The following is a 20,027-nucleotide window of genomic DNA, read 5'->3' on the forward strand; positions in this document are numbered from 1 at the left end:
ACACCTAATATTCAAACGACAAACATTTTTAAAATAGTTATCCATATAATCTCTTTTTTTGTACTTTTGGTTAAAATTTAAGCTATGAAAACAAGAACAATGCTTACTACATTATCACTATTTTTAGTGATATTATTGAGTAGTTGTAACAATAAGGATATTACTTCTTCTAAAGCTCTTGATACTATAGAAGCTCACTTAGAAGACAAACCTGAGTTTGAGAGTACAACAATTCAACTAGGAACTAAGAAATTTAGAAAGAAAAAAGACAGCCTTCAGATCAATCAATACAAAGTATTGGAAAAAGAAGGTTATATAGAATTTGAGAATGAGTCTGCTAAGAAAAAATGGTTGTCTAAAGACTCTATCTGGAATGTAACGGTAAAGCTAACTGAGAAAGCACACCCTTATGTGATCAATCAAAAAAGTGATAAGGTAACTGTCAAAACAATAGAATATACATTAGATAAAAGCAATAATCTACAACTGAATAACAGAAGTAAGAAATCTGCTACTGCCTCTGTCATGCTATCTAAACAGTACACTCCTTTTATCGTGTTCTCTAAAGATAAAAACCCGAATACTAAATTTATTACTAAGAAGTACAAACTTCGCTATAGTGAAGAAAACGGATGGTCTATTAACTAGAAATAATGGGAAAGAATATTACTATTTTAGTATTTATACAACTTAGTCTAGCGATAATATCTGCTGTACTTATCTCTAAGATGTCTTTCTTAGGAAGAGTAGGTATCTCACTAATGTATAAACAGTACGCTATATTTAAAACGCCTTGGAAGACTGCATTAATTATATTTGGTATTCAGGTAGCGCTAATTATTATCTTAGCTCTATTTAAGTATTTCTCTTCAAGACCGATTGCTAATATCGTTACAGTAGTTTTACTTATCATAGGAGTTATAGGTGCTTATTATACGTATATCGACTTTACTAGAACTTCGCACAAGCATATGAAGTTTTACTTCCATCTAGGAGGTTATATGTTTTGGTTTAACTGGATCTTCAGTTGTCTATTCTTCTTTTGTTTAAAAGGTAAAAGAAAAGCTTTACCTTTATCAACAACTGAATTAGATCAATCTGACATTCAACCCAAAATAGATTAGATTATATAAAAACAACAATACTACTCACACCATGAATAAACACATTATACTAATGGCTGCTATGGCAATCATGACTTTAGGCTGCAAAGAAAACAAAGCCACTACTCCTGCCGAATCAACATCAATAAAGTCTTCTACTACGAAAACAAATGATGACAATGGTACAATGGCTATACCTATGCACGGCACTGGAGAGAATAGTTCTTCTGCTACTAATGGAAGTTTCAAAATGGATGAGAGTATGAAAAAAAATATTCAAGAACAGAAAGCTCAGGAGTAAAAAGCTTTCTTCATTTGATAAATTAGTAAGGCCTTAGAATTATTTGACTAGTTCTAAGGTCTTTTTAATTTAAATTCAACAATAGATAACCTATCGCGAATTAAGCTCAAAAATAAATAGTCGTAATCCGTTACTATTGTTTATTTTTGCATTCTTATTAAATTCGTTTGATATTAACAGTAATTGATATATGATACAAGAACCTAAAAGATATACTATTACAGCAGCATTGCCTTATACGAATGGACCTATCCATATCGGGCACTTAGCTGGTGTATATGTACCTGCTGATATTTATGCAAGATTCTTGCGTTTGCAAGGAAAGGACGTAGCGTTTATATGTGGAAGTGATGAGCACGGAGTAGCTATTTCTATGAAAGCTAAAAAAGAGGGAATTACTCCTCAACAAGTAATTGATAAATACAATGGTATTATCAAGCAATCTTTTATGGACTTCGGTATCTCTTTAGACAATTACTCTCGTACTTCATCTTCTATTCACCATCAGACAGCTTCTGAATTCTTCAAGAAGTTATACAATGAAGGTAAATTCATAGAAGAAGTTACAGAACAATTATACGATGAGAAAGCTGATCAATTCTTAGCTGACCGTTTCGTAACAGGTACTTGTCCTAAATGTGGTAATGAAGAGGCCTATGGAGACCAATGTGAAAAATGTGGTACTTCATTAAACGCTACAGATTTAATCAATCCTAAGTCTACTATCACTGGAACTAAACCAATCTTAAAGTCAACTAAACATTGGTTCTTACCATTAGACCAATACGATACATTCTTACGTGAGTGGATCCTAGAAGGTCATAAAAATGATTGGAAACCTAATGTATATGGACAAGTTAAGTCTTGGCTAGAGGATGGGCTAAAGCCTCGTGCTGTAACGCGTGACTTAGACTGGGGTATCCCTGTACCTGTAGAAGGTGCTGAAGGAAAAGTTCTGTATGTATGGTTTGATGCTCCTATCGGATACATCTCATCTACTAAAGAATGGGCTCAGAGAGAAGGTAAAGACTGGGAACCATATTGGAAGTCTGATGATACTAAGTTAGTACACTTCATCGGTAAGGATAATATTGTATTCCACTGTGTGATATTCCCTGCGATGTTAAAAGCAGAAGGAAGCTATATCTTACCTGATAACGTACCTGCTAATGAGTTCTTAAACTTAGAAGGTAATAAACTATCTACGTCTAAAAACTGGGCAGTATGGTTACACGAGTACTTAGAAGATTTCCCTGGTAAACAAGATGTATTGCGTTATGCTTTGACTTCTAACGCTCCTGAGACAAAAGACAACGACTTTACTTGGAAAGACTTCCAAGCTAGAAATAACAATGAGTTAGTAGCTATCTTCGGTAACTTTATTAACCGTGTGGTAGTATTGACTAATAAATATTACGAAGGTGTAGTGCCTCAACCAAATGAGTTCTCTGAAGTTGATATCGCAACATTAACTGAGTTAAGAGCATATCCAAGTGTAATCGAAAGTTCTGTAGAGCGCTATAGATTCAGAGAGGCATTATCAGAGATGATGAATGTAGCTCGTCTAGGGAATAAGTACTTAGCTGATGAGGAACCTTGGAAACTAATCAAGGAGAACCCTGAAAGAGTAAAAACACAGATGTATGTAGCCTTACAAATAGCTGCTGCATTAAGTACTTTAGCTGAACCATTCTTACCATTCACTGCTAACAAACTGAAATCTATTCTAAAAATAGATACCCCTATCCAATGGAGTACTATCGCTGAAGATAAAGTATTATTACCTGCAGGACACACTATCGGACAAGCTGAACTATTATTCGCTAAGATAGAAGATGAAGAGGTGCAAAAACAATTGGATCGTCTAGAAGCTTCTAAAAAAGAAAATGCTGCTGCTGCAAAAGTAGTAGAGCCACAAAAAGAAACAGCTGTATATGAAGACTTCGCTAAGTTAGACTTACGTGTAGGGACTATCGTAGAAGCTGAGAAAATGCCAAAAGCAAATAAGCTATTGGTATTAAAAGTAGATACTGGTATGGATGTGCGTACTATCGTATCAGGTATTGCTGAACACTTCAAACCTGAGGATATCATCGGTAAGAGAGTGACGGTATTAGCTAACCTTGCTCCTCGTGCTCTAAGAGGGGTGGAGAGTCAAGGTATGATACTAATGACTGAAGACCAAGATGGCAAGTTAGTATTCGTGAATCCAGACGAACAAAATGTAAAAAACGGAGCTACGATTAATTAATCAGAGCTTTTACAATAACAAAAAGGCAGACTTTTAAAAGAGTCTGCCTTTTTATTTATTTTGAATTTATTATCTATTAATATTCACTCACTTTATCTAATAAAGCTATCTCTTCTACTGATAGCTTAATCTCAGTAGAACGTATTAAACTTTTTAACTGAGAGCTCGATGTAGCACTAACGATAGGGGTACTAATAGAAGGTTTGTGTACTTGCCATGCTATAGCAATCTCTGCAATAGTGGCATTGTGTTGTTTTGCTAATACCTCTAATTGATCTATAATACGCATTCCCCTCTCATTAATATACCCTTTCACCATATCCTTTCTAGAACTACCTTCTATATCATCTAAGTTTCTATACTTTCCACTTAAGAAACCACTTGCTAATGCAAAATAGCTCATTACAGCAAGTTTTTCTTCTTCTACCAAGGGCAAATATTCATGCTCATACTTCTCTCTATCATAAAGGTTATAAAGGGGCTGTATAGCGATATACTCTGCCCATCCCTTTTCTCGTGCAATAGCATTACTTGATTCAATGCGTTCAACCTCTAGATTAGACGCTCCTAAATATCTTACTTTACCAGCCTTAACTAAACTATTAAAAGTCTCCATCGTTTCTTCTTGTGAAGTCTCTAAGTCATCATAGTGAGAGAAATATAAATCAATATAATCTGTATTCAACCTCTTCAATGAAGCATCTACACATCCTTCAATATATCCTTTCTTAAGTCCTTTTGTTCCATCTCCCATAGTACCACCTACCTTAGTAGAAAGAACGATATCGTGACGCTTCTTACTTTCTTTAAACCACTTCCCTATTATTGCTTCAGATTCACCACCTACATTACCTGGCGCCCAATGAGAATAGTTATTAGCTGTATCTATAAAAGTTAGTCCATTGTCATATAACTCATCTAACATCTTAAATGATTCTTTCTCATCTAAAGTCCATCCAAACACATTACCTCCGAAAGACAAAGCTGGAACATATAACTCCGACTTTCCAAATTTATATTTTGCCATAATTTTACATTTTTATTATACCCCTAAAGTTAAGCAATAAAAAAAGGAGACCATAAATGATCTCCTTTTTTGTATATATTTTGTGATAACTTATTAGAAGTTATAACGTAATGTAAAGTTCCATGTTCTACCCGCACCTAATAAAACCTCGTTCTTCTCGCTAACGCCTTTCCAAGTTGCTTCACCTGGTCTAGCTTCATAGTTAGTTCTTGCTGAAGAAATATAAGTTGTATCAAATACGTTATTCACGTTAACACGCATAGTAACAGAATTTGTTTTTTCTTTACCAACAGGTAATCTATAAGAAAGACCAGCATCAAATAAATTAAATGCAGGAAGTTTCATAGATCCACTCTTACCTTCTGCATCAGCTTTATCTATTGCTAAAGATCCATAGAAATTATCATTGTATCTATAATTAGCATCGATTTTAAGTCCCTTAGCAATTTCGTAATTAGCTCCTAAGTTAATAATGAACTGTGGTGCTCCACCTACTTTTGCTCCATCGATGTATAATGTCTGCGTTTTGAATCCAGAGTTTGGATCACCTGGTGTATTATAGATAGGTGTATTATTTTCTTCATCGTAGTAGATACCAGATACATTAGATGCATATTTCCAATCTCCCCAAGAGAAAGACCCAGTAATATTTAATCTATCGATTGGATTATATAAGAAATCCATCTCTACTCCTGTATGAATTTGTTCAATTCCACTTAATGTAGCAGTAGCATTATTTTCAACCTCTTTACCATTCTCACCAATAATACCAGTCTTATATCTAGTAGATGCTCTTAGCACTCTGTCATTCCAAGAAGTTCTATAAACGTTAACGTTTGCTCTAAACTTCTCACTTCTGAAACCATAACCTGCTTCAAGTCCAAAAATCTTTTCGTTTGTACTACTTGGATTAACTGTATTTGAATTATTTAGGAAAACCCCATTATTCATAAATGGCTGTCTAGAATAATATCCAGTATTAAAGAACACATTATGATTCTCATTAATGTTATAGTTCACACCCCCTTTAACATTTCCTCCTAAGATACTTTCCCAAGATGTCTTTTGTTCACCAGAAGCAGCAGTATGATTAAAGTAATCTACTCTTTGCATCCATTGATTAGAAACAGCTCCTTGAACGAATACAGACAAATCATCTTTAGAATATTCAACTTGTCCAAATCCTCCTAACCACTTAACATTTCCATCATTGTGGTATCCTACTTTTTCTCTTCCGTTCCAATCAACCCAAGGATTCATTGAAGCTTTAGCATCATAAGTTTGACTCACAACATAAGAACCAGTATAATTTTTATTGTTATTAACAACAAAACCATCAGCCCCCATTAAGTTATCTAATAACTGGTAGTGATAACCTTTATAAATACGAGCGTCTAAACCAAAGTCAACAGTCCAATTCTCATTAACTTTTGCATTCATATTCATAACTGTTCCATACCAGTCATGTGAATTAATACTAGACCTTCTAGCCCATCCACCGTCTCCAGCATTTTTATAATTTGTATCCACATAATATTTACCATCTTCGCTAGCAATATTATTAGGATGCTTCCAATCAGCTACTGTCTCACCTCTATTCCATGCCGCGATATCGTCAAAACGCATATGTCCATTAGCATCTCTTACTTCAGTTCCGAAGTCTCTGTATCCACTTGGTCCACCACCAATTGTTCCAGTTCCTCCTCCACGTCCCCATGAAGCATAAACTACAGTACCAAATGTCCATGTCTCGTTAATATTGAAATCATAGTTCAAAGACATAACTGGTTTGTTATAGTAATTAGATTTAAAATTAAATCTCTCACCATTATAGAATCCTGTATCAGGATTATATCTCTTATTTAATTCTCCGTTATTATACTTCTTAATATTTTCGATTGACATAGAAGTACTACGTTGATCGTGATCTTGTTTAGCTCCAGTAAAAGTAAACTGTAAATTATGACGACTATCTTTAGATTTATACCCTAATCCTAAATAATAATTTACTCCTTCAAATCCAGTACCTTCAACATAACCATTACCTCTAGTGTATCCTAATAAAATAGAAGCAGAAAGCCCATTCTCTAATACCCCAGTATTGTAAGAAGCAAGTCCTTTAAAGTAATCATTATTACCTACTCCCGCAGAAATAGACCCTCCTTCTCTAGCATCAGAAGTACGTGTTAATACGTTAATTGTCCCTCCCACAGAAGAGATAGCTAATTTAGATGATCCTAATCCTCGTTGCACTTGCATAGCAGATGTAACATCTGATAAACCAGCCCAATTTGACCAGTACACAGAACCACCTTCCATATCATTAACAGGCATACCGTTAATTAACACAGCAATGTTCTTTTGATCAAATCCACGAATATTGATATTAGAATCTCCATAACCTCCACCACCTTTAGAAGCATACACAGATGGAGTTGTGTTTAAAATTTCAGGAAACTCTTGAGAACCAAGTTTTTCTTGAATTTCAGCAGCTTTAATTGTAGAAACAGCTACTGGAGTTTTACGATCTTTTGCTACGTCAGCAACACCCATAATAACGATGTCATCTAACATATTTTGGTCAGCAGCAAGTACTACAGTCCCAAGATCTACTTTCTTATCAGCGCCAACTTTGAAAGCTACAGTCTTAGACTGATATCCAATAAAAGAGATAACAACTTCTCCTTTATCCTCAGAAACATTCAGTTCGAACTTACCATCCATATCAGATGATGCGCCGTTCAGAGTTCCTTTTACTATGATTGCCGCTCCAGGTAATCCCGATTGGAATTCACCATCTATAACAACACCAGTAATTTTGCTTTGTGAAAGTGCAGATACTGAGGTAAATACCATTACCATCATCAGCATCCAGTTCTTCAAGTTTTTCATTTTGTAAGTGTAAGTGATAAAATTATTTTCGCAACAAATGTACAAAAACATCCATACTCAATGTTACCAAAACATTAAAATTAACGTTTTATCACTATTTAGACTTATTCTACAACTCTATTTTTTACAAAATAACGCAATAAAAAAGCAGTTGAACTATCATGTTCACATATATTTTTAGATTTAATTTCATTTTGTATATTCTTTGCCAAAATCTTTCCGTACTCTACACCGAACTGATCGAAGCTATAAATATTCCAAATTACCCCTTGAACGAACGTCTTATGTTCATATAGTGCGATTAACTCACCTAAACTTTTAGGAGTTAATTTGTCAATTAAAATTGTATTTGATGGTTTATTACCACAAAACTCTCTAAAGTTACTTAAAAAAGGTCCTCCATCACTTTCATACTCTTCCCCTATCTTTCCGTTTAACAAAGCTTCGCTTTGACCAAAGAAGTTAGACATCAATATATCGTGATTAGTACTCTCCTTGAAATGAGGGTTTACAAAACCAATAAAGTCAATAGGGATTACCTTAGTACCTTGGTGAAATAGCTGAAAGAAAGCATGCTGAGCAGAAACTCCTACTTCTCCCCATATTAGTGTACCCGTTTGATAATTGACTGGTGCTCCACTTCTATCCTTATTTTTACCATTACTCTCCATAATCATCTGCTGTAAGTGAGCAGGTAACTTGCCAAGTAACTGACTATAAGGAACGACAGCTTCTGTCTCATATCCATAGAAGTTATTATACCACACACTTAGAAGAGCCATTACCACAGGTAAGTTATCTTTAAAATCAGCCTCTTTAAAATGCTTATCCATAGCATTAGCTCCTTCTAGAAGTTGTTCAAAGTGATCATATCCCACAGCCAAAGCAATAGAAATTCCAACAGCACTCCACAGAGAAAATCGTCCTCCAACAAAATCCCACATAGGATAAATGTTCTCTCGTTTTACTCCAAAGCTCATCGCTTCGTCTATCGCTACAGAGACTCCTACATAATGAGCACTCAAATCAACAGTACCAAGATTATTTTCTAACCAAGATTTAATCTTCTTTGCATTCTCTATCGTCTCTTGAGTAGTAAATGTCTTAGAAACAATAAGAACTAAAGTAGTCTCAGGATTAAGCTTATTTAACACTGATTGTAAATAATCATCATCAACATTAGAAATATAATGCATTCCTAATTCAGTACGATAGTTAGCTAATGCATGTACTACCATTTTAGGACCTAAGTCTGACCCCCCTATACCTACATTAATAACATCGGTAAATTTCTTACCTGAATGAGAAGTATAAGAACCATTTAATACCTTAGCAGTAAATTCTTTAATTCGTTTGCGAGTATCTTGTATCTCTGTTAGAACGTTCTCTCCATGAACAAGAACAGAAGAATTAGGAGACAAATCTCTTAAGGCCGTATGCAATACAGCTCTTTTCTCAGTTGCATTAATAATATCTCCTTTATACATTGCTTGAATTGCTTCTTTTAGATTCAATTCATTAGCAAGCTCTAACAATATATTTATTGTTTCCTCTGTAATCTTATTTTTTGAATAATCTAGCAAGAAATCTTCCCACTGAATATTCATTTTATTAGCTCTTTCAGGATCCTCAGCAAACAATTTTTGCATCTGAACAAACTCCATTTGACCGTAATGCTCCCTAAGCTTCTTCCAAGCTAAAGTTCCAGAAGGATTTATACTCTCTAACATCTCTACAACTAACTAACTTTTATTCTCCTTTAAATTTTTCGTTTAATGCCTTGTCTAATTCAGCTTTAAGTGGTGTAATATATTCTTTAAATGCTGGTAATTCTTTCTTCTCCATCGGAACAGAATTAGGTAAAGACTGATTCAAAGGATCGACCTGTACTCCATTCTTCCAAAAGCGATAACACACGTGTGGTCCAGTCGCTAAGCCAGTACTCCCTACAAGTCCTATTGTCTGTCCCTGATCTACCCTTTGTCCTACTTTTACAAGTATTTTAGACATATGTAAATATTGAGTAGAATATGTACCATTGTGTTTTACTTTTACAAAGTTACCATTTCCTGCTGTATATCCAGCTCTTTCTACTACACCAGATGCAGTAGTCATGATTGGCGTTCCTGTAGGAGCCGCATAATCTGTTCCATTATGAGACTTCCATTTCTTCTGTACAGGGTGAAAACGATTTTTTGAATATTTTGAAGTAATTCTAAAGAACTTCAAAGGAGCCTTTAAGAACATACTCTTCATTGGTCGTCCCTCTTCATCAAAATATTCAGTAGCTTTAGAATCTTGTCTTTTATAAGGAAAAGAATACAAATCCTTCCCACGATATCTAAAGTAAGCAGCATCTATCTTAGACACTCCTAAATAAATAGTATCATTAATATACTTTTCCTCTATTGTAAAAGCAAATCTGTCTTCTGGTTGTAATTTAAAGAAGTCAATAGACCATGCAAAGATCTGTGACATTTTAGTCGCTAGAGATTGATCTACACCTTCTTTACTTAAACTTAATGAAAGCGATCCTTCTATTTCTGAAGCAACTGTTCTACGCTTAATAGTTACTGGATAAGTAATTGTGTAAGCACTAATCGAGTCACGCAAATCGATAACCTGATATCCAGATATATTAGGATGATAGATAAATGCAGCTAACTTCTCTTGATCCTTTCTATACTTAACCAAAGCATAAGGTTGACCAACGCGAATATTACGTACATTGAATGTATCTTTTACTTGCGTAACTATATTATGAACTTCAGTAGAACCAATATTATTATTCCCGAAGATCTTCCCAATATTATCTCCACTTCGAATAGTATCTTCTACTAAAACGTAATCTTTTAAATCAAAACCATATAATTCTCCTACAATCTCTTCTACATGCTCTTTTTCTGGTTGGGCTTCTATAGTAACCTCTTCCGTTTTTTTACATGAGATAAGTGCTGTAGCTATTAGTACACTATAAATAAATTGCTTCAAAACTCTAAAATATCTTTATTTTCAACTTCTTCTCCTTTACTATTTCCCCCAATTCGCTTTTTCTTCATCACTCCATAACTCTGGAAAGAATATGCGCTTCTGATATTGTGGCAACATATACTTTTTCCAATCGCTTCCTCCAGTAGCTTCTTTTGTTTCTCCTGGATTACTTTCAAGATACTTAAGTGCAGCTTCATAATGCCCCATTACCCATACAACATTAACTGTTTTATCAAAATGACGCATCGCTTCTATCAACCCCTTATCTGATTTGGCTTCTAGGGGTAATTTCACAAATTTCTGCCATAAATTTGTTTTTTCATAATCTTTCATGGCTTTAACAAAAGTTTCACAATATCTATTTTCAAACTCTTTCAATAGATATGATTTCTCTCCTGTCTTATAGTCTTTACCTGCTGCCTGCCAATACATATATTCTAACGCCTCTTTTTCAGAAATATTTTGTGGTAAATCATTTACAAATCTCTTATCGATTAAATTAATCCAATCTGTACAACCAAACTCAATTAATCGATACTGACTACTCTGAAATCCACTTGCAGGAGCTAGAGTATTTCTAAATTTCAAATACTGTTCTACCTCCATTCCATCTTTCATAATCGTAAACGAAGACGTAAGCATATCAAAATAACGACTTATTCTAGCTAGCCGTTCTTTAAAAAACTCTACCGTTAAGCTCTCATCATTACACTCACTTACCTGATTCAGCTCCCACAATATCATTTTAAATAATAGCTCATTCACTTGATGATACATAATAAACACCATCTCATCGGGCAAGACGGTTCTCTGAGTCTGGAGATTTAGCAATGCATCAGTTTGGATATAATCCCAATACGTAATAGGTTTAGCATACAACATGCCTTCTATTTGAGTTTCTGCCTTAATTCCTAAATCATTAAAGCGATCCACTACCTCAGAGAATTTTTTATCGATCATACTTTTATTAACTAATTATTTTACGAACTCTAGCTTCGTCACTAAATTCTTATACTCCTCTAAATCAGCTTTTAGAGAACCTACTGCAAGGCTGGCTTTGATACGTACTGGCACTTTATTAGCATCAGCACTTACCCAAACTGTCAAACTTTCTTTTTCTTTAAACACACGACCAGCCATCACATAAGGACGAAACTTTAAAGTTTTCAATTTACCAAAATTTGTCTTTAAAACTTCCTCTCCTAGATATTTTAATTTAAATTTAAATATTTCACCATCGAAGAACATATCTATCTCTACAGATTCACCTACTTTAAGATCATTTAACCCAGGATATTTACGCAAATAGTAAAAGGAAGATACGATATCTTGCACGCTTTTAGTAACTGTATATTGCTTCTCTGTCTTCTTCTCATAATCCTTTACAGTGACTTTCATATTCTTGTAGTTAAACCACCCTTCCTGGTCCTTTGTATAGCCACCTTCATCTATTTTTCGAATAAAACGATGAGGAATTACCTCTTTCTTTTCAAAATAACTCTCGTAGTTATCATATACTTTAAAAAACATCTTAGGCACACCTGTAGTATAGCCAATTCCTTTAGCGTGATAGACAGGAACACCATTCTCCACAGTATCTGTCAAACGCAAAGTAGCGATACCAGCATTTAACAACCCATAACTAATTCTAAATTTCAGGAATTCACCTTTATCAAAAGCCTTCACAGAAGATTGTGAGTACAGAAAACTTGTGGAAAATATAAACACAAGTAATATTAGAAGATTCTTTTTCATATTGGTTGTTTTTTATTCAAAAATAGCAAACAAAAAAACCCAGCCAAAGAAATGACTGAGTTTTTATGCTATTAACCAACCAAAAAACTATAAATTATGAAAAATTTATTACACTCAAATAAAGCTTATGACGACCTTATTTTTGCGAGTGCAAATGTATAGCTTTTTACGGACTATTACTACCTTAGTTGGTTTTTAACTTTTATTTAACCAAACAGTTCTCCAAAAGACCTGTTTTAATATTTAATTAACTGAATCTTAAAGTGTTCCTCTTTTCTCTTGTTCACGCTCTATAGACTCAAATAAAGCTTTAAAGTTACCTGCACCAAATCCTCTAGCCCCCATTCTCTGAATAATTTCGAAGAATAAAGTCGGTCTATCCTCTACAGGCTTAGTAAATATCTGTAATAAATATCCTTCTTCATCGGCGTCAATCATGATACCGAGCTTCTGAAGTTCTTTAATATCCTCCTTCATCATATCCATATGCACTCCTAGACGAGCAGGTATCATATCATAATATGCTTGTGGTGGAGCAGATAAGAACTCTACCCCTCTTTCTTTCATAGCAGCTACAGTCTTGATGATATCATCAGTAGCTACAGCGATATGTTGTACTCCAGGACCATTATAGAAGTCTAAATACTCTTCTACTTGTGATCTTTTCGCTCCCTCCGCAGGCTCATTAATAGGGAATTTAATACGCCCATTGCCATTAGACATTACCTTACTCATTAAGGCAGAATACTCCGTATTGATTTGTTTATCATCGAAAGATAAGAAGTTTACGAATCCCATCACATCCTCATACCACTTTACCCAAGTATTCATCTCATTCCATCCCACATTACCTACCATGTGATCTACGTATTTTAATCCAACCGGAGTAGGGTTATAATCACTCTCCCATTTTTTAAATCCTGGTAAGAATGTACCTGTATAATTCTTGCGTTCTACGAACATATGTACCGTCTCACCATACGTATAGATACCTGCACGCACTACTTCACCGAACTCATCTTTCTCTACAGTAGGTGCCATAAATGACTTTGCACCACGACTAGTTGTTTCTTCATACGCTTTGCGAGCATCTTCCACCCATAATGCCACCACTTTTACACCATCACCATGTTGTACGATATGGTTATTTAATTCTGACTCTGCCGTTAAAGGTGTAGTCAATACTATTCTGATTTTATCCTGTACCAACACGTAAGACGCTCTATCTCTTACTCCTGTCTCTAATCCGGCATACGCCAAAGATTGAAAACCAAAAGCTGTTTTATAAAAATGAGCCGCCTGCTTAGCATTTCCTACAATAAATTCTACGTAATCTGTTCCTAATAGAGGCAAGAAATCTTGCGCTCCTTCAAATATTTTTTCTAAGCCAAATTCAACTGACTTTACTTCTTTACTCATAATATATAGTTTTTAGGTTGTTGTTTGATTGTTATTTCTCAGGTTCTAACCACGATTGGTAATATTGTTCATCTGCTATCTTCATCGCCTCTTCAGTTACCATAAGAGGTTTAAAAGTATCTACCATCACTGCCAATTCTTGTGTTTCAGTCTTACCTATCGAACGCTCTGCTGCACCAGGATGTGGTCCATGAGGTATACCTGCAGGATGCAGAGAGATATGCCCTGGAGCGATATCATTACGACTCATAAAGTCTCCATCTACATAATACAACACCTCATCACTATCAATATTACTGTGGTTATAAGGCGCTGGAATAGAATCTGGATGATAGTCATATAGACGTGGTACAAAAGAACACACTACGAATGCATCTGTCTCAAATGTCTGATGCACTGGTGGTGGTTGGTGAATCCTCCCAGTTATCGGTTCGAAGTCATGAATAGAGAATGCATATGGATAATTATACCCATCATATCCCACAACATCAAAAGGATGTGTAGCATAAACCATCTCAAATATCTCATCTTGCTTTCTTACTTTAATAAGAAAATCTCCTGTCTCATTAAAAGTTTCTAATACATCCGGACGTCTAATATCACGCTCACAGAATGGAGAATGCTCTAATAACTGTCCAAACCAGTTGCGATAGCGCTTAGGCGTATAGATAGGACGTCTAGACTCTACGATAAATAGTCTATTATCTTCCGTATCAAAATCGATCTGATAAATAATTCCTCGAGGTATCAGCAGGTAGTCACCATACTTAAAAGTAAGGTTACCTAACATCGTACGCAATGTACCTGTCCCCTTATGAATAAAAATTAATTCATCAGAATCCGTGTTTTTATAAAAGTAATCTCTTAATGATTGTTTAGGTGCCGCTAATACAATGGTACAGTCACTATTGGTCAAAACTGCTTTTCGGCTTTCTAAATAATCATTCTCAGGAGCTACCTGAAAACCACGTAAACGATAAGATTGAATGTGATTAGACTTTGCTATTTTAGGCGCAATACTATACTGTCCTAAAATCTTCTTTACCTGAGTAGGTCGGTGCTCGTGATACATATTGGTATACATACCATCGAAGCCAATTGTACCAAACAATTGCTCATAATATAAGTCCCCATTTTCCTTTCGGAATACGGTGTGACGTTTAGGGGGAATACTCCCTAAGTGATGATATAAAGGCATAATTACTTAATATTTTTGGTTGGTGATTAAGATTCCTGATTAAACATAAAAGAATAGACAACGTCAAGCATACAAGGCAATGCATCTAAAGATATCTTGTGAAGTCAACCTCAACAGAGCTGCCAGGTCAAAATGTATAGAAAGGTGTAGCTATAAAAGTCATAATAAGCTACTACACTGCATACACTAGGGTACATTATAACATTTGGCTAATGTTTAATTAGGAATAATATAAAAAGTAAAAGTACTCATTCAGGCTTGCGCTTGATGAGAAACTTTAAATAAGCCAATAAACCGTCCCATTGTGTTTTCATAATAACACAAATATCGAAATAAAAATGAATTATACAATTTTTTGTCCAAATATATTTTTCATATCAACAACAAAATACAAATTATACACACATATCAATAAACAACACATTCACATTCTGAGAGAATAAAAAAACGGGTATATTAAAACTCTGCGTTCTAATATACCCGTCTTTATCTAATCTAATATGTTTAGAACCAGAATCCCACTGAGAATATAGTATAAGTACTACCTGTCTCAGGAGAATAAGTAAACTTAGCCTCTATAGGTCCTATCATGCTTTGCATCCCATATCCTACTGCATATCCAGAATACTTCGCCTTAGTGAACCAATCTGAACTTGAGAAGATCTTCTCTCCTGCATTCGCATAATTAGCAGTAAAATTAATATGGTGCTTCTTGAATATTTCATAATCAAAAGTAATACCTCCCATAATGAAAGAATCTCCTCCGATACCTAATAATTCATACCCAAAGAAAGGAATAATGTTATCGCGATCTGCAAATCCATATCCTCCTAAAGCATACCCAAATCCAAGACTTGGAGTAGTTCCTATCACAGTTCCTAGTCTAGATTTGATATCCACTGCTAACTTATCTGTGATACGTGTAGCATATCCTATTTGCCCAGTAATAGTTGAAAAATTATCAAAATCATGAGGAACATAATTCTCATTTTCTGTTGAATAAAAGTAGTTTTTATACTCTCCTTTAAACAAGAATCCTTTGCGTGGAAAATACTTATTGTCATAGGTATCCATTGTTACATTTGCAAACCCTCCTAAATAGTGATTTCTATCAAAATTTGAATTAGGTAAATTTAAAGTCTTACTTCTAATATCTAAGAATCTGTGTTCAAAACCTATATTCAACAAATACTTCTGCTGATAAAAAGTCTGGAAATATAACTTATTTTCTAAATCTGCATAATCTACCCCAAACATAGCAGGCGCATTCTCTATATTCATCTCTCCTCCACTAGTCCCAACTAACATGGTATAAGGCAGATCTCGACTAAACTGATTATATTTAGAAGAAACTCCTACACTCCAGTAGAATCCATTATCGACAAAATAATTGAAGTTATAACGAACATTATCTCCTAATGCTAAATCTAATGAAGCAACATCACTTTTCGTAAAAAGGTTCTTCTGAGTAACATTCACTAAAGCTGCTGCTTTATATAATCCATCATAGTGTACACCGAGTTTTAGATAACGATTAACAGGATTCTCCACTAATTCCATTTTCATCTTATCCTTATCGCCATCTTCTTCAAACTTGTAGGTCATGCTACTAAAGTTCTCAGTACCATTTAGCTGTGTGATACCATTTGCTAGTTGATCAAAAGAAATCTTACTATTAGGTTTAAACCCTAATTTACCATGTATATATCTACGAGTATACTTGTTTAACCCTTTAATATCAATACTAGTAATTGCTATTGAATCTGACTCTTTCGGAACATAATGATCTTTCACTACGTTCTTATCTCCTCCTAATAATTTTAAGTCTACAATAACCTTATTCGCCGCATTAACTCCTCTCTCAATAATAGGTTCTCCCTTATCAAATGACACCACAGTATAACCAACAATATCAGGCTTAATGTACACATCTGTTTTAGGAAGTTTATTCTTCATCTGATTAATCGTAGAGTAATTCGATATCTGTAATAACAAATCTGGAGCTCCTTCTATTTCTTCTATTGTTTTAAGGTCGTCTTGTACATCAACACCTATTACAATATCAGCCCCCATTTCTCGTAACTGATCGATAGGATAGTTATTCACAACTCCTCCATCTATTAAGTATTTTCCATCTATCTTCACTGGAGCAAATAATGAAGGGAACGCTCCACTAGCTAAAATAACCTGTGGTAAATATCCCTCTTTTAAAACAACTCCTTCTCCTGTCTCTAAATCAGTTGCAATACATAAAAACGGAATCTGTAACTCACTAAAATCTCTAACATGACGAACGTGAGCTAATAGCTTATTCATCAGGTTATAGTTATACATCCCTCTAGACAACGCTTTTGGAAATCCTATTCTAAACTTATCAAAGGGTAAAGTCAACGCATAAATCTCATCATTCTTTTTTTCATAAAACGATTTAGAGATACGAGGAATATAATCCTTTATCAAGGCCGATACATCAATACTATTAAAAATAGAGTCTAACTCTTTTGCAGTATATCCAGAAGCATATAATCCTCCTACGATGGCTCCCATACTAGTACCAGCGATATAATCTACTTTTACTCCCTCTTCTTCTAGTACCTTTAACACTCCGATATGAGCTAATCCCTTAGCACCACCTCCACTTAGTACTAAACCTACTTTTGGCCTATCTTTCTCTCCCTCTGAAGCATAACTATTTGATGCTAAAAGGATAGAGCAAAATACTAGTAATATTATTCTATGCATCACTATGTTAATTTTTCCTCTAATTTACTTGAAAAAAATCAAATACAAGCTTCCCTTTTGACTTTCCTATTACTTTTTCTAAGTCTTCTAAGCTAGCTTCTTTGATTCTCTTTGTTGATTTAAAATGATTCATCAGTGTTGTTTTAGTTTTCTCCCCTACACCACTGATTCCATCGAGCTCACTTGTTATCGCGTTCTTACTGCGTTGGTTTCTATGAAATGTCAACCCAAATCGGTGTGCTTCATCTCTAAGATGTATGATCACCTTCATCGTCTCAGATCGCTTATCTAAATACAGAGGAACACTATCACCTGGGTAGAAAATTTCTTCTAATCGCTCTGCCAAACTGATAATAGACACCTTCCCTCTAATCCCTAATCGCTCAAGGCAATTAACCGCAACACCTAACTGTCCCTTACCTCCATCTATCACGATAAGATCAGGTAATGGTTGTCCTTCTTCTATCACGCGCTTATAACGTCTATACACGATCTCCTCCATCGTATCATAGTCATTAGGCCCATCTACAGTCTTCACATTGAAGTGGCGATAATCTTTCTTACTAGGTTTTCCGTCTTTAAAGACAACACAAGCAGATACAGGGTTAGTCCCTTGTATATTCGAGTTATCAAAACACTCTATATGACGTGGCTCTACATGCATACGCAAGTCCTTCTTCATCTGTGTCATGATACGGTTCACATGACGCTCTGGATCCACTATCTTAATCTGTTTAAGCTGATCTATTCTATAGTATTTCGCATTGCGTTCTGATAAATCTAGTAATTTCTTCTTGTCCCCAAGCTTAGGTACAGTCACATGTATTCCTTCTTGCACCTCAACATCGAAAGGAACGATAATCTCTTTTGAATTCAAATGAAAGCGTTCTCTTAATTCCGTAATCGCAAGCTCTAATAACTCTTCATCTGTCTCGTCTAATTTCTTCTTCAACTCCATCGTATGCGAACGAATAATCGCACCATAAGACACTTGTAAGAAATTCACATAAGCAGCTCCTTCATCCGAGATGATAGAGAACACATCTACATTACTAATCTTAGAGCTAACAATAGTAGACTTAGACTGATAATTCTCTAACAGATCTATTTTATCCTTGACCTTTTGTGCTTCCTCAAACTCCATATTAGAAGCCAACTCCATCATATAATCCTTAAACTCCTTTAAACTCTCTTTAAAATTCCCTTTCAAGATATCTCGGATAGCTCTGATCTTATTGTCGTATTGCTTATCACTCTCGCGCTCTTCACATGGCCCACCACAGTTACCGATATGATACTCTAAGCATACCTTATACTTCCCACTGCGCACATTACTAGTCGTCAAATCTAGATTACACGTACGCAACGGATATAATTCTTTAATCAAATCAATCAGCGTATGCACAGTCTTGATACTCGTATAAGGCCCGAAGTACTCTGATCCATCCTTCACCATACGACGTGTAGTAAACACTCTCGGAAAGGGTTCTTTCTTAATACATATCCACGGATAACTCTTATCGTCCTTTAGCAACACATTATAACGTGGTTGTAACTGCTTGATCAAGTTGTTTTCTAGCAGTAATGCATCTGTCTCAGTAGGCACAACGATATGCTTTATCGTCACAATCTTCTTCACCAACACATTGGTCTTGGCGTTATCATGTATTTTATTAAAGTACGAACTAACCCTTTTCTTTAAGTTTTTAGCCTTACCTACATACAGTATCTTATCATCCTTATCATAGTATTGATATACTCCTGGCTGATCTGGTAATGTCTGTATCTGTACTGCTAAAGAAGGTGAAACCTGCATAAGTAAATATTATACTCACAAAAATACTAAAACTATTTCCTTTGCTAAAAAAACTGTTTACTTTATGTATTTTGTTGTAAATCCACTATGCGAATTATACTTTATTACAAAATATAAAAACCTAAAAAACAACAAACTAAATACTACAATTTTAATCCTATATACTTATCTTTGTCTCTCAGTTAACTAAAACTCAATTATTATGAAAGCTAGATATATTCAAGATAGTGAAGGCAAAACTACAGGAGTTTTTATTACTATAGAAGATTGGGAACAAATCAAAAAGACACATCCAGAAATTGAAAACTTTGATTATGAGCTCCCTCAATGGCAAAAAGACATTTTAGACGAAAGAATTAAAGATCTTGACAATCCTGAAATACTACAACCTATAGAGGAATTATTAAATTTTATTGATAAATAATTTAATCACTACTCATATTCATTATAAAAATATAAGGTAACATTCTTCTTTCCGGGAGTGTAACACAAACTGTGTCAGTCTCCATTTCCTAGCTTTTGGGCTTAAGCC

Annotated in this window: 15 protein-coding genes; 5 read left to right on the forward strand and 10 right to left on the reverse strand. The window is 34.8% G+C overall.

Annotated elements, in window-relative coordinates; genetic code table 11:
• Positions 1-84: 84 nt before the first annotated feature.
• The 4 genes from RT228_RS10060 to metG all read left to right on the forward strand — a co-directional run bounded on the left by RT228_RS10060 (position 85) and on the right by metG (position 3,655).
• Entirely contained in the window at positions 85-648 is a 564-nt protein-coding gene (locus tag RT228_RS10060; RefSeq protein ID WP_006266118.1) for a hypothetical protein, read from the forward strand.
• Between the two features lie 5 nt (positions 649-653).
• Positions 654-1,124: a cytochrome d ubiquinol oxidase subunit II gene (locus RT228_RS10065; protein WP_259637946.1), complete on the forward strand. Its 471-nt coding sequence runs from the start codon at positions 654-656 to the stop codon at positions 1,122-1,124.
• Positions 1,125-1,155: 31 nt separating this feature from the next.
• A complete protein-coding gene (locus RT228_RS10070) occupies positions 1,156-1,404 on the forward strand; it encodes a hypothetical protein (protein WP_006266117.1) in 249 nt (82 codons plus the stop codon).
• Positions 1,405-1,594: 190 nt separating this feature from the next.
• Entirely contained in the window at positions 1,595-3,655 is a 2,061-nt protein-coding gene (metG, locus tag RT228_RS10075; protein WP_006257745.1) for a methionine--tRNA ligase, read from the forward strand.
• Positions 3,656-3,731: 76 nt separating this feature from the next.
• Here the strand turns inward: metG and RT228_RS10080 are convergent, their stop codons facing one another.
• The 10 genes from RT228_RS10080 to uvrC all read right to left on the reverse strand — a co-directional run bounded on the left by RT228_RS10080 (position 3,732) and on the right by uvrC (position 19,495).
• Complete coding sequence (locus tag RT228_RS10080; protein WP_313138648.1) at positions 3,732-4,682, reverse strand: aldo/keto reductase; 951 nt, start codon at positions 4,680-4,682, stop codon at positions 3,732-3,734.
• A gap of 93 nt (positions 4,683-4,775) precedes the next feature.
• Positions 4,776-7,625 carry a carboxypeptidase-like regulatory domain-containing protein gene (locus tag RT228_RS10085; protein WP_313138649.1) on the reverse strand — a complete coding sequence of 950 codons (2,850 nt, stop codon included), beginning with the start codon at positions 7,623-7,625 and terminating at the stop codon, positions 4,776-4,778.
• Positions 7,626-7,678: 53 nt separating this feature from the next.
• The gene (pgi, locus tag RT228_RS10090; RefSeq protein WP_313138650.1) at positions 7,679-9,304 is read right to left on the reverse strand and encodes a glucose-6-phosphate isomerase; all 1,626 of its coding nucleotides are present in this window, start codon (positions 9,302-9,304) and stop codon (positions 7,679-7,681) included.
• Positions 9,305-9,323: 19 nt separating this feature from the next.
• Positions 9,324-10,565 carry a M23 family metallopeptidase gene (locus RT228_RS10095; RefSeq protein ID WP_006257750.1) on the reverse strand — a complete coding sequence of 414 codons (1,242 nt, stop codon included), beginning with the start codon at positions 10,563-10,565 and terminating at the stop codon, positions 9,324-9,326.
• Between the two features lie 39 nt (positions 10,566-10,604).
• Positions 10,605-11,525 carry a tryptophan 2,3-dioxygenase family protein gene (locus tag RT228_RS10100; RefSeq protein WP_016649996.1) on the reverse strand — a complete coding sequence of 307 codons (921 nt, stop codon included), beginning with the start codon at positions 11,523-11,525 and terminating at the stop codon, positions 10,605-10,607.
• 15 nt (positions 11,526-11,540) lie between these two features.
• Positions 11,541-12,320, reverse strand: coding sequence for a DUF3108 domain-containing protein (locus RT228_RS10105; RefSeq protein WP_313138651.1), 780 nt, complete (start codon positions 12,318-12,320; stop codon positions 11,541-11,543).
• 258 nt (positions 12,321-12,578) lie between these two features.
• A complete protein-coding gene (gene hppD, locus RT228_RS10110; RefSeq protein ID WP_006262560.1) occupies positions 12,579-13,739 on the reverse strand; it encodes a 4-hydroxyphenylpyruvate dioxygenase in 1,161 nt (386 codons plus the stop codon).
• Between the two features lie 31 nt (positions 13,740-13,770).
• On the reverse strand, positions 13,771-14,937 hold the full coding sequence (locus RT228_RS10115; RefSeq protein WP_006266111.1) for a homogentisate 1,2-dioxygenase: 1,167 nt from the start codon (positions 14,935-14,937) through the stop codon (positions 13,771-13,773).
• A gap of 504 nt (positions 14,938-15,441) precedes the next feature.
• Positions 15,442-17,679 carry a patatin-like phospholipase family protein gene (locus tag RT228_RS10120; protein ID WP_313138652.1) on the reverse strand — a complete coding sequence of 746 codons (2,238 nt, stop codon included), beginning with the start codon at positions 17,677-17,679 and terminating at the stop codon, positions 15,442-15,444.
• A gap of 19 nt (positions 17,680-17,698) precedes the next feature.
• On the reverse strand, positions 17,699-19,495 hold the full coding sequence (gene uvrC, locus RT228_RS10125) for an excinuclease ABC subunit UvrC (RefSeq protein WP_313138653.1): 1,797 nt from the start codon (positions 19,493-19,495) through the stop codon (positions 17,699-17,701).
• Positions 19,496-19,697: 202 nt separating this feature from the next.
• Between uvrC and RT228_RS10130 the strand changes: the two genes are divergently transcribed.
• The gene (locus tag RT228_RS10130) at positions 19,698-19,919 is read left to right on the forward strand and encodes a hypothetical protein (protein ID WP_025124888.1); all 222 of its coding nucleotides are present in this window, start codon (positions 19,698-19,700) and stop codon (positions 19,917-19,919) included.
• The last annotated feature ends 108 nt before the right edge of the window (positions 19,920-20,027 follow it).

Source organism: Myroides sp., assembly GCF_032073645.1.
GTDB lineage: Bacteria > Bacteroidota > Bacteroidia > Flavobacteriales > Flavobacteriaceae > Flavobacterium > Flavobacterium odoratimimum.

Excerpts from the sequence above, each read along its gene's own strand:
- metG (WP_006257745.1), top strand. The coding sequence starts at position 1,595 with ATGATACAAGAACCTAAAAGATATACTATTACAGCAGCATTGCCTTAT.
- RT228_RS10070 (WP_006266117.1), top strand. The coding sequence starts at position 1,156 with ATGAATAAACACATTATACTAATGGCTGCTATGGCAATCATGACTTTA.
- RT228_RS10115 (WP_006266111.1), bottom strand. The coding sequence starts at position 14,937 with ATGCCTTTATATCATCACTTAGGGAGTATTCCCCCTAAACGTCACACC.
- RT228_RS10060 (WP_006266118.1), top strand. The coding sequence starts at position 85 with ATGAAAACAAGAACAATGCTTACTACATTATCACTATTTTTAGTGATA.
- hppD (WP_006262560.1), bottom strand. The coding sequence starts at position 13,739 with ATGAGTAAAGAAGTAAAGTCAGTTGAATTTGGCTTAGAAAAAATATTT.
- RT228_RS10120 (WP_313138652.1), bottom strand. The coding sequence starts at position 17,679 with ATGCATAGAATAATATTACTAGTATTTTGCTCTATCCTTTTAGCATCA.
- uvrC (WP_313138653.1), bottom strand. The coding sequence starts at position 19,495 with ATGCAGGTTTCACCTTCTTTAGCAGTACAGATACAGACATTACCAGAT.
- RT228_RS10065 (WP_259637946.1), top strand. The coding sequence starts at position 654 with ATGGGAAAGAATATTACTATTTTAGTATTTATACAACTTAGTCTAGCG.
- RT228_RS10105 (WP_313138651.1), bottom strand. The coding sequence starts at position 12,320 with ATGAAAAAGAATCTTCTAATATTACTTGTGTTTATATTTTCCACAAGT.
- RT228_RS10100 (WP_016649996.1), bottom strand. The coding sequence starts at position 11,525 with ATGATCGATAAAAAATTCTCTGAGGTAGTGGATCGCTTTAATGATTTA.
- RT228_RS10085 (WP_313138649.1), bottom strand. The coding sequence starts at position 7,625 with ATGTTTTTGTACATTTGTTGCGAAAATAATTTTATCACTTACACTTAC.
- pgi (WP_313138650.1), bottom strand. The coding sequence starts at position 9,304 with ATGTTAGAGAGTATAAATCCTTCTGGAACTTTAGCTTGGAAGAAGCTT.
- RT228_RS10080 (WP_313138648.1), bottom strand. The coding sequence starts at position 4,682 with ATGGCAAAATATAAATTTGGAAAGTCGGAGTTATATGTTCCAGCTTTG.
- RT228_RS10130 (WP_025124888.1), top strand. The coding sequence starts at position 19,698 with ATGAAAGCTAGATATATTCAAGATAGTGAAGGCAAAACTACAGGAGTT.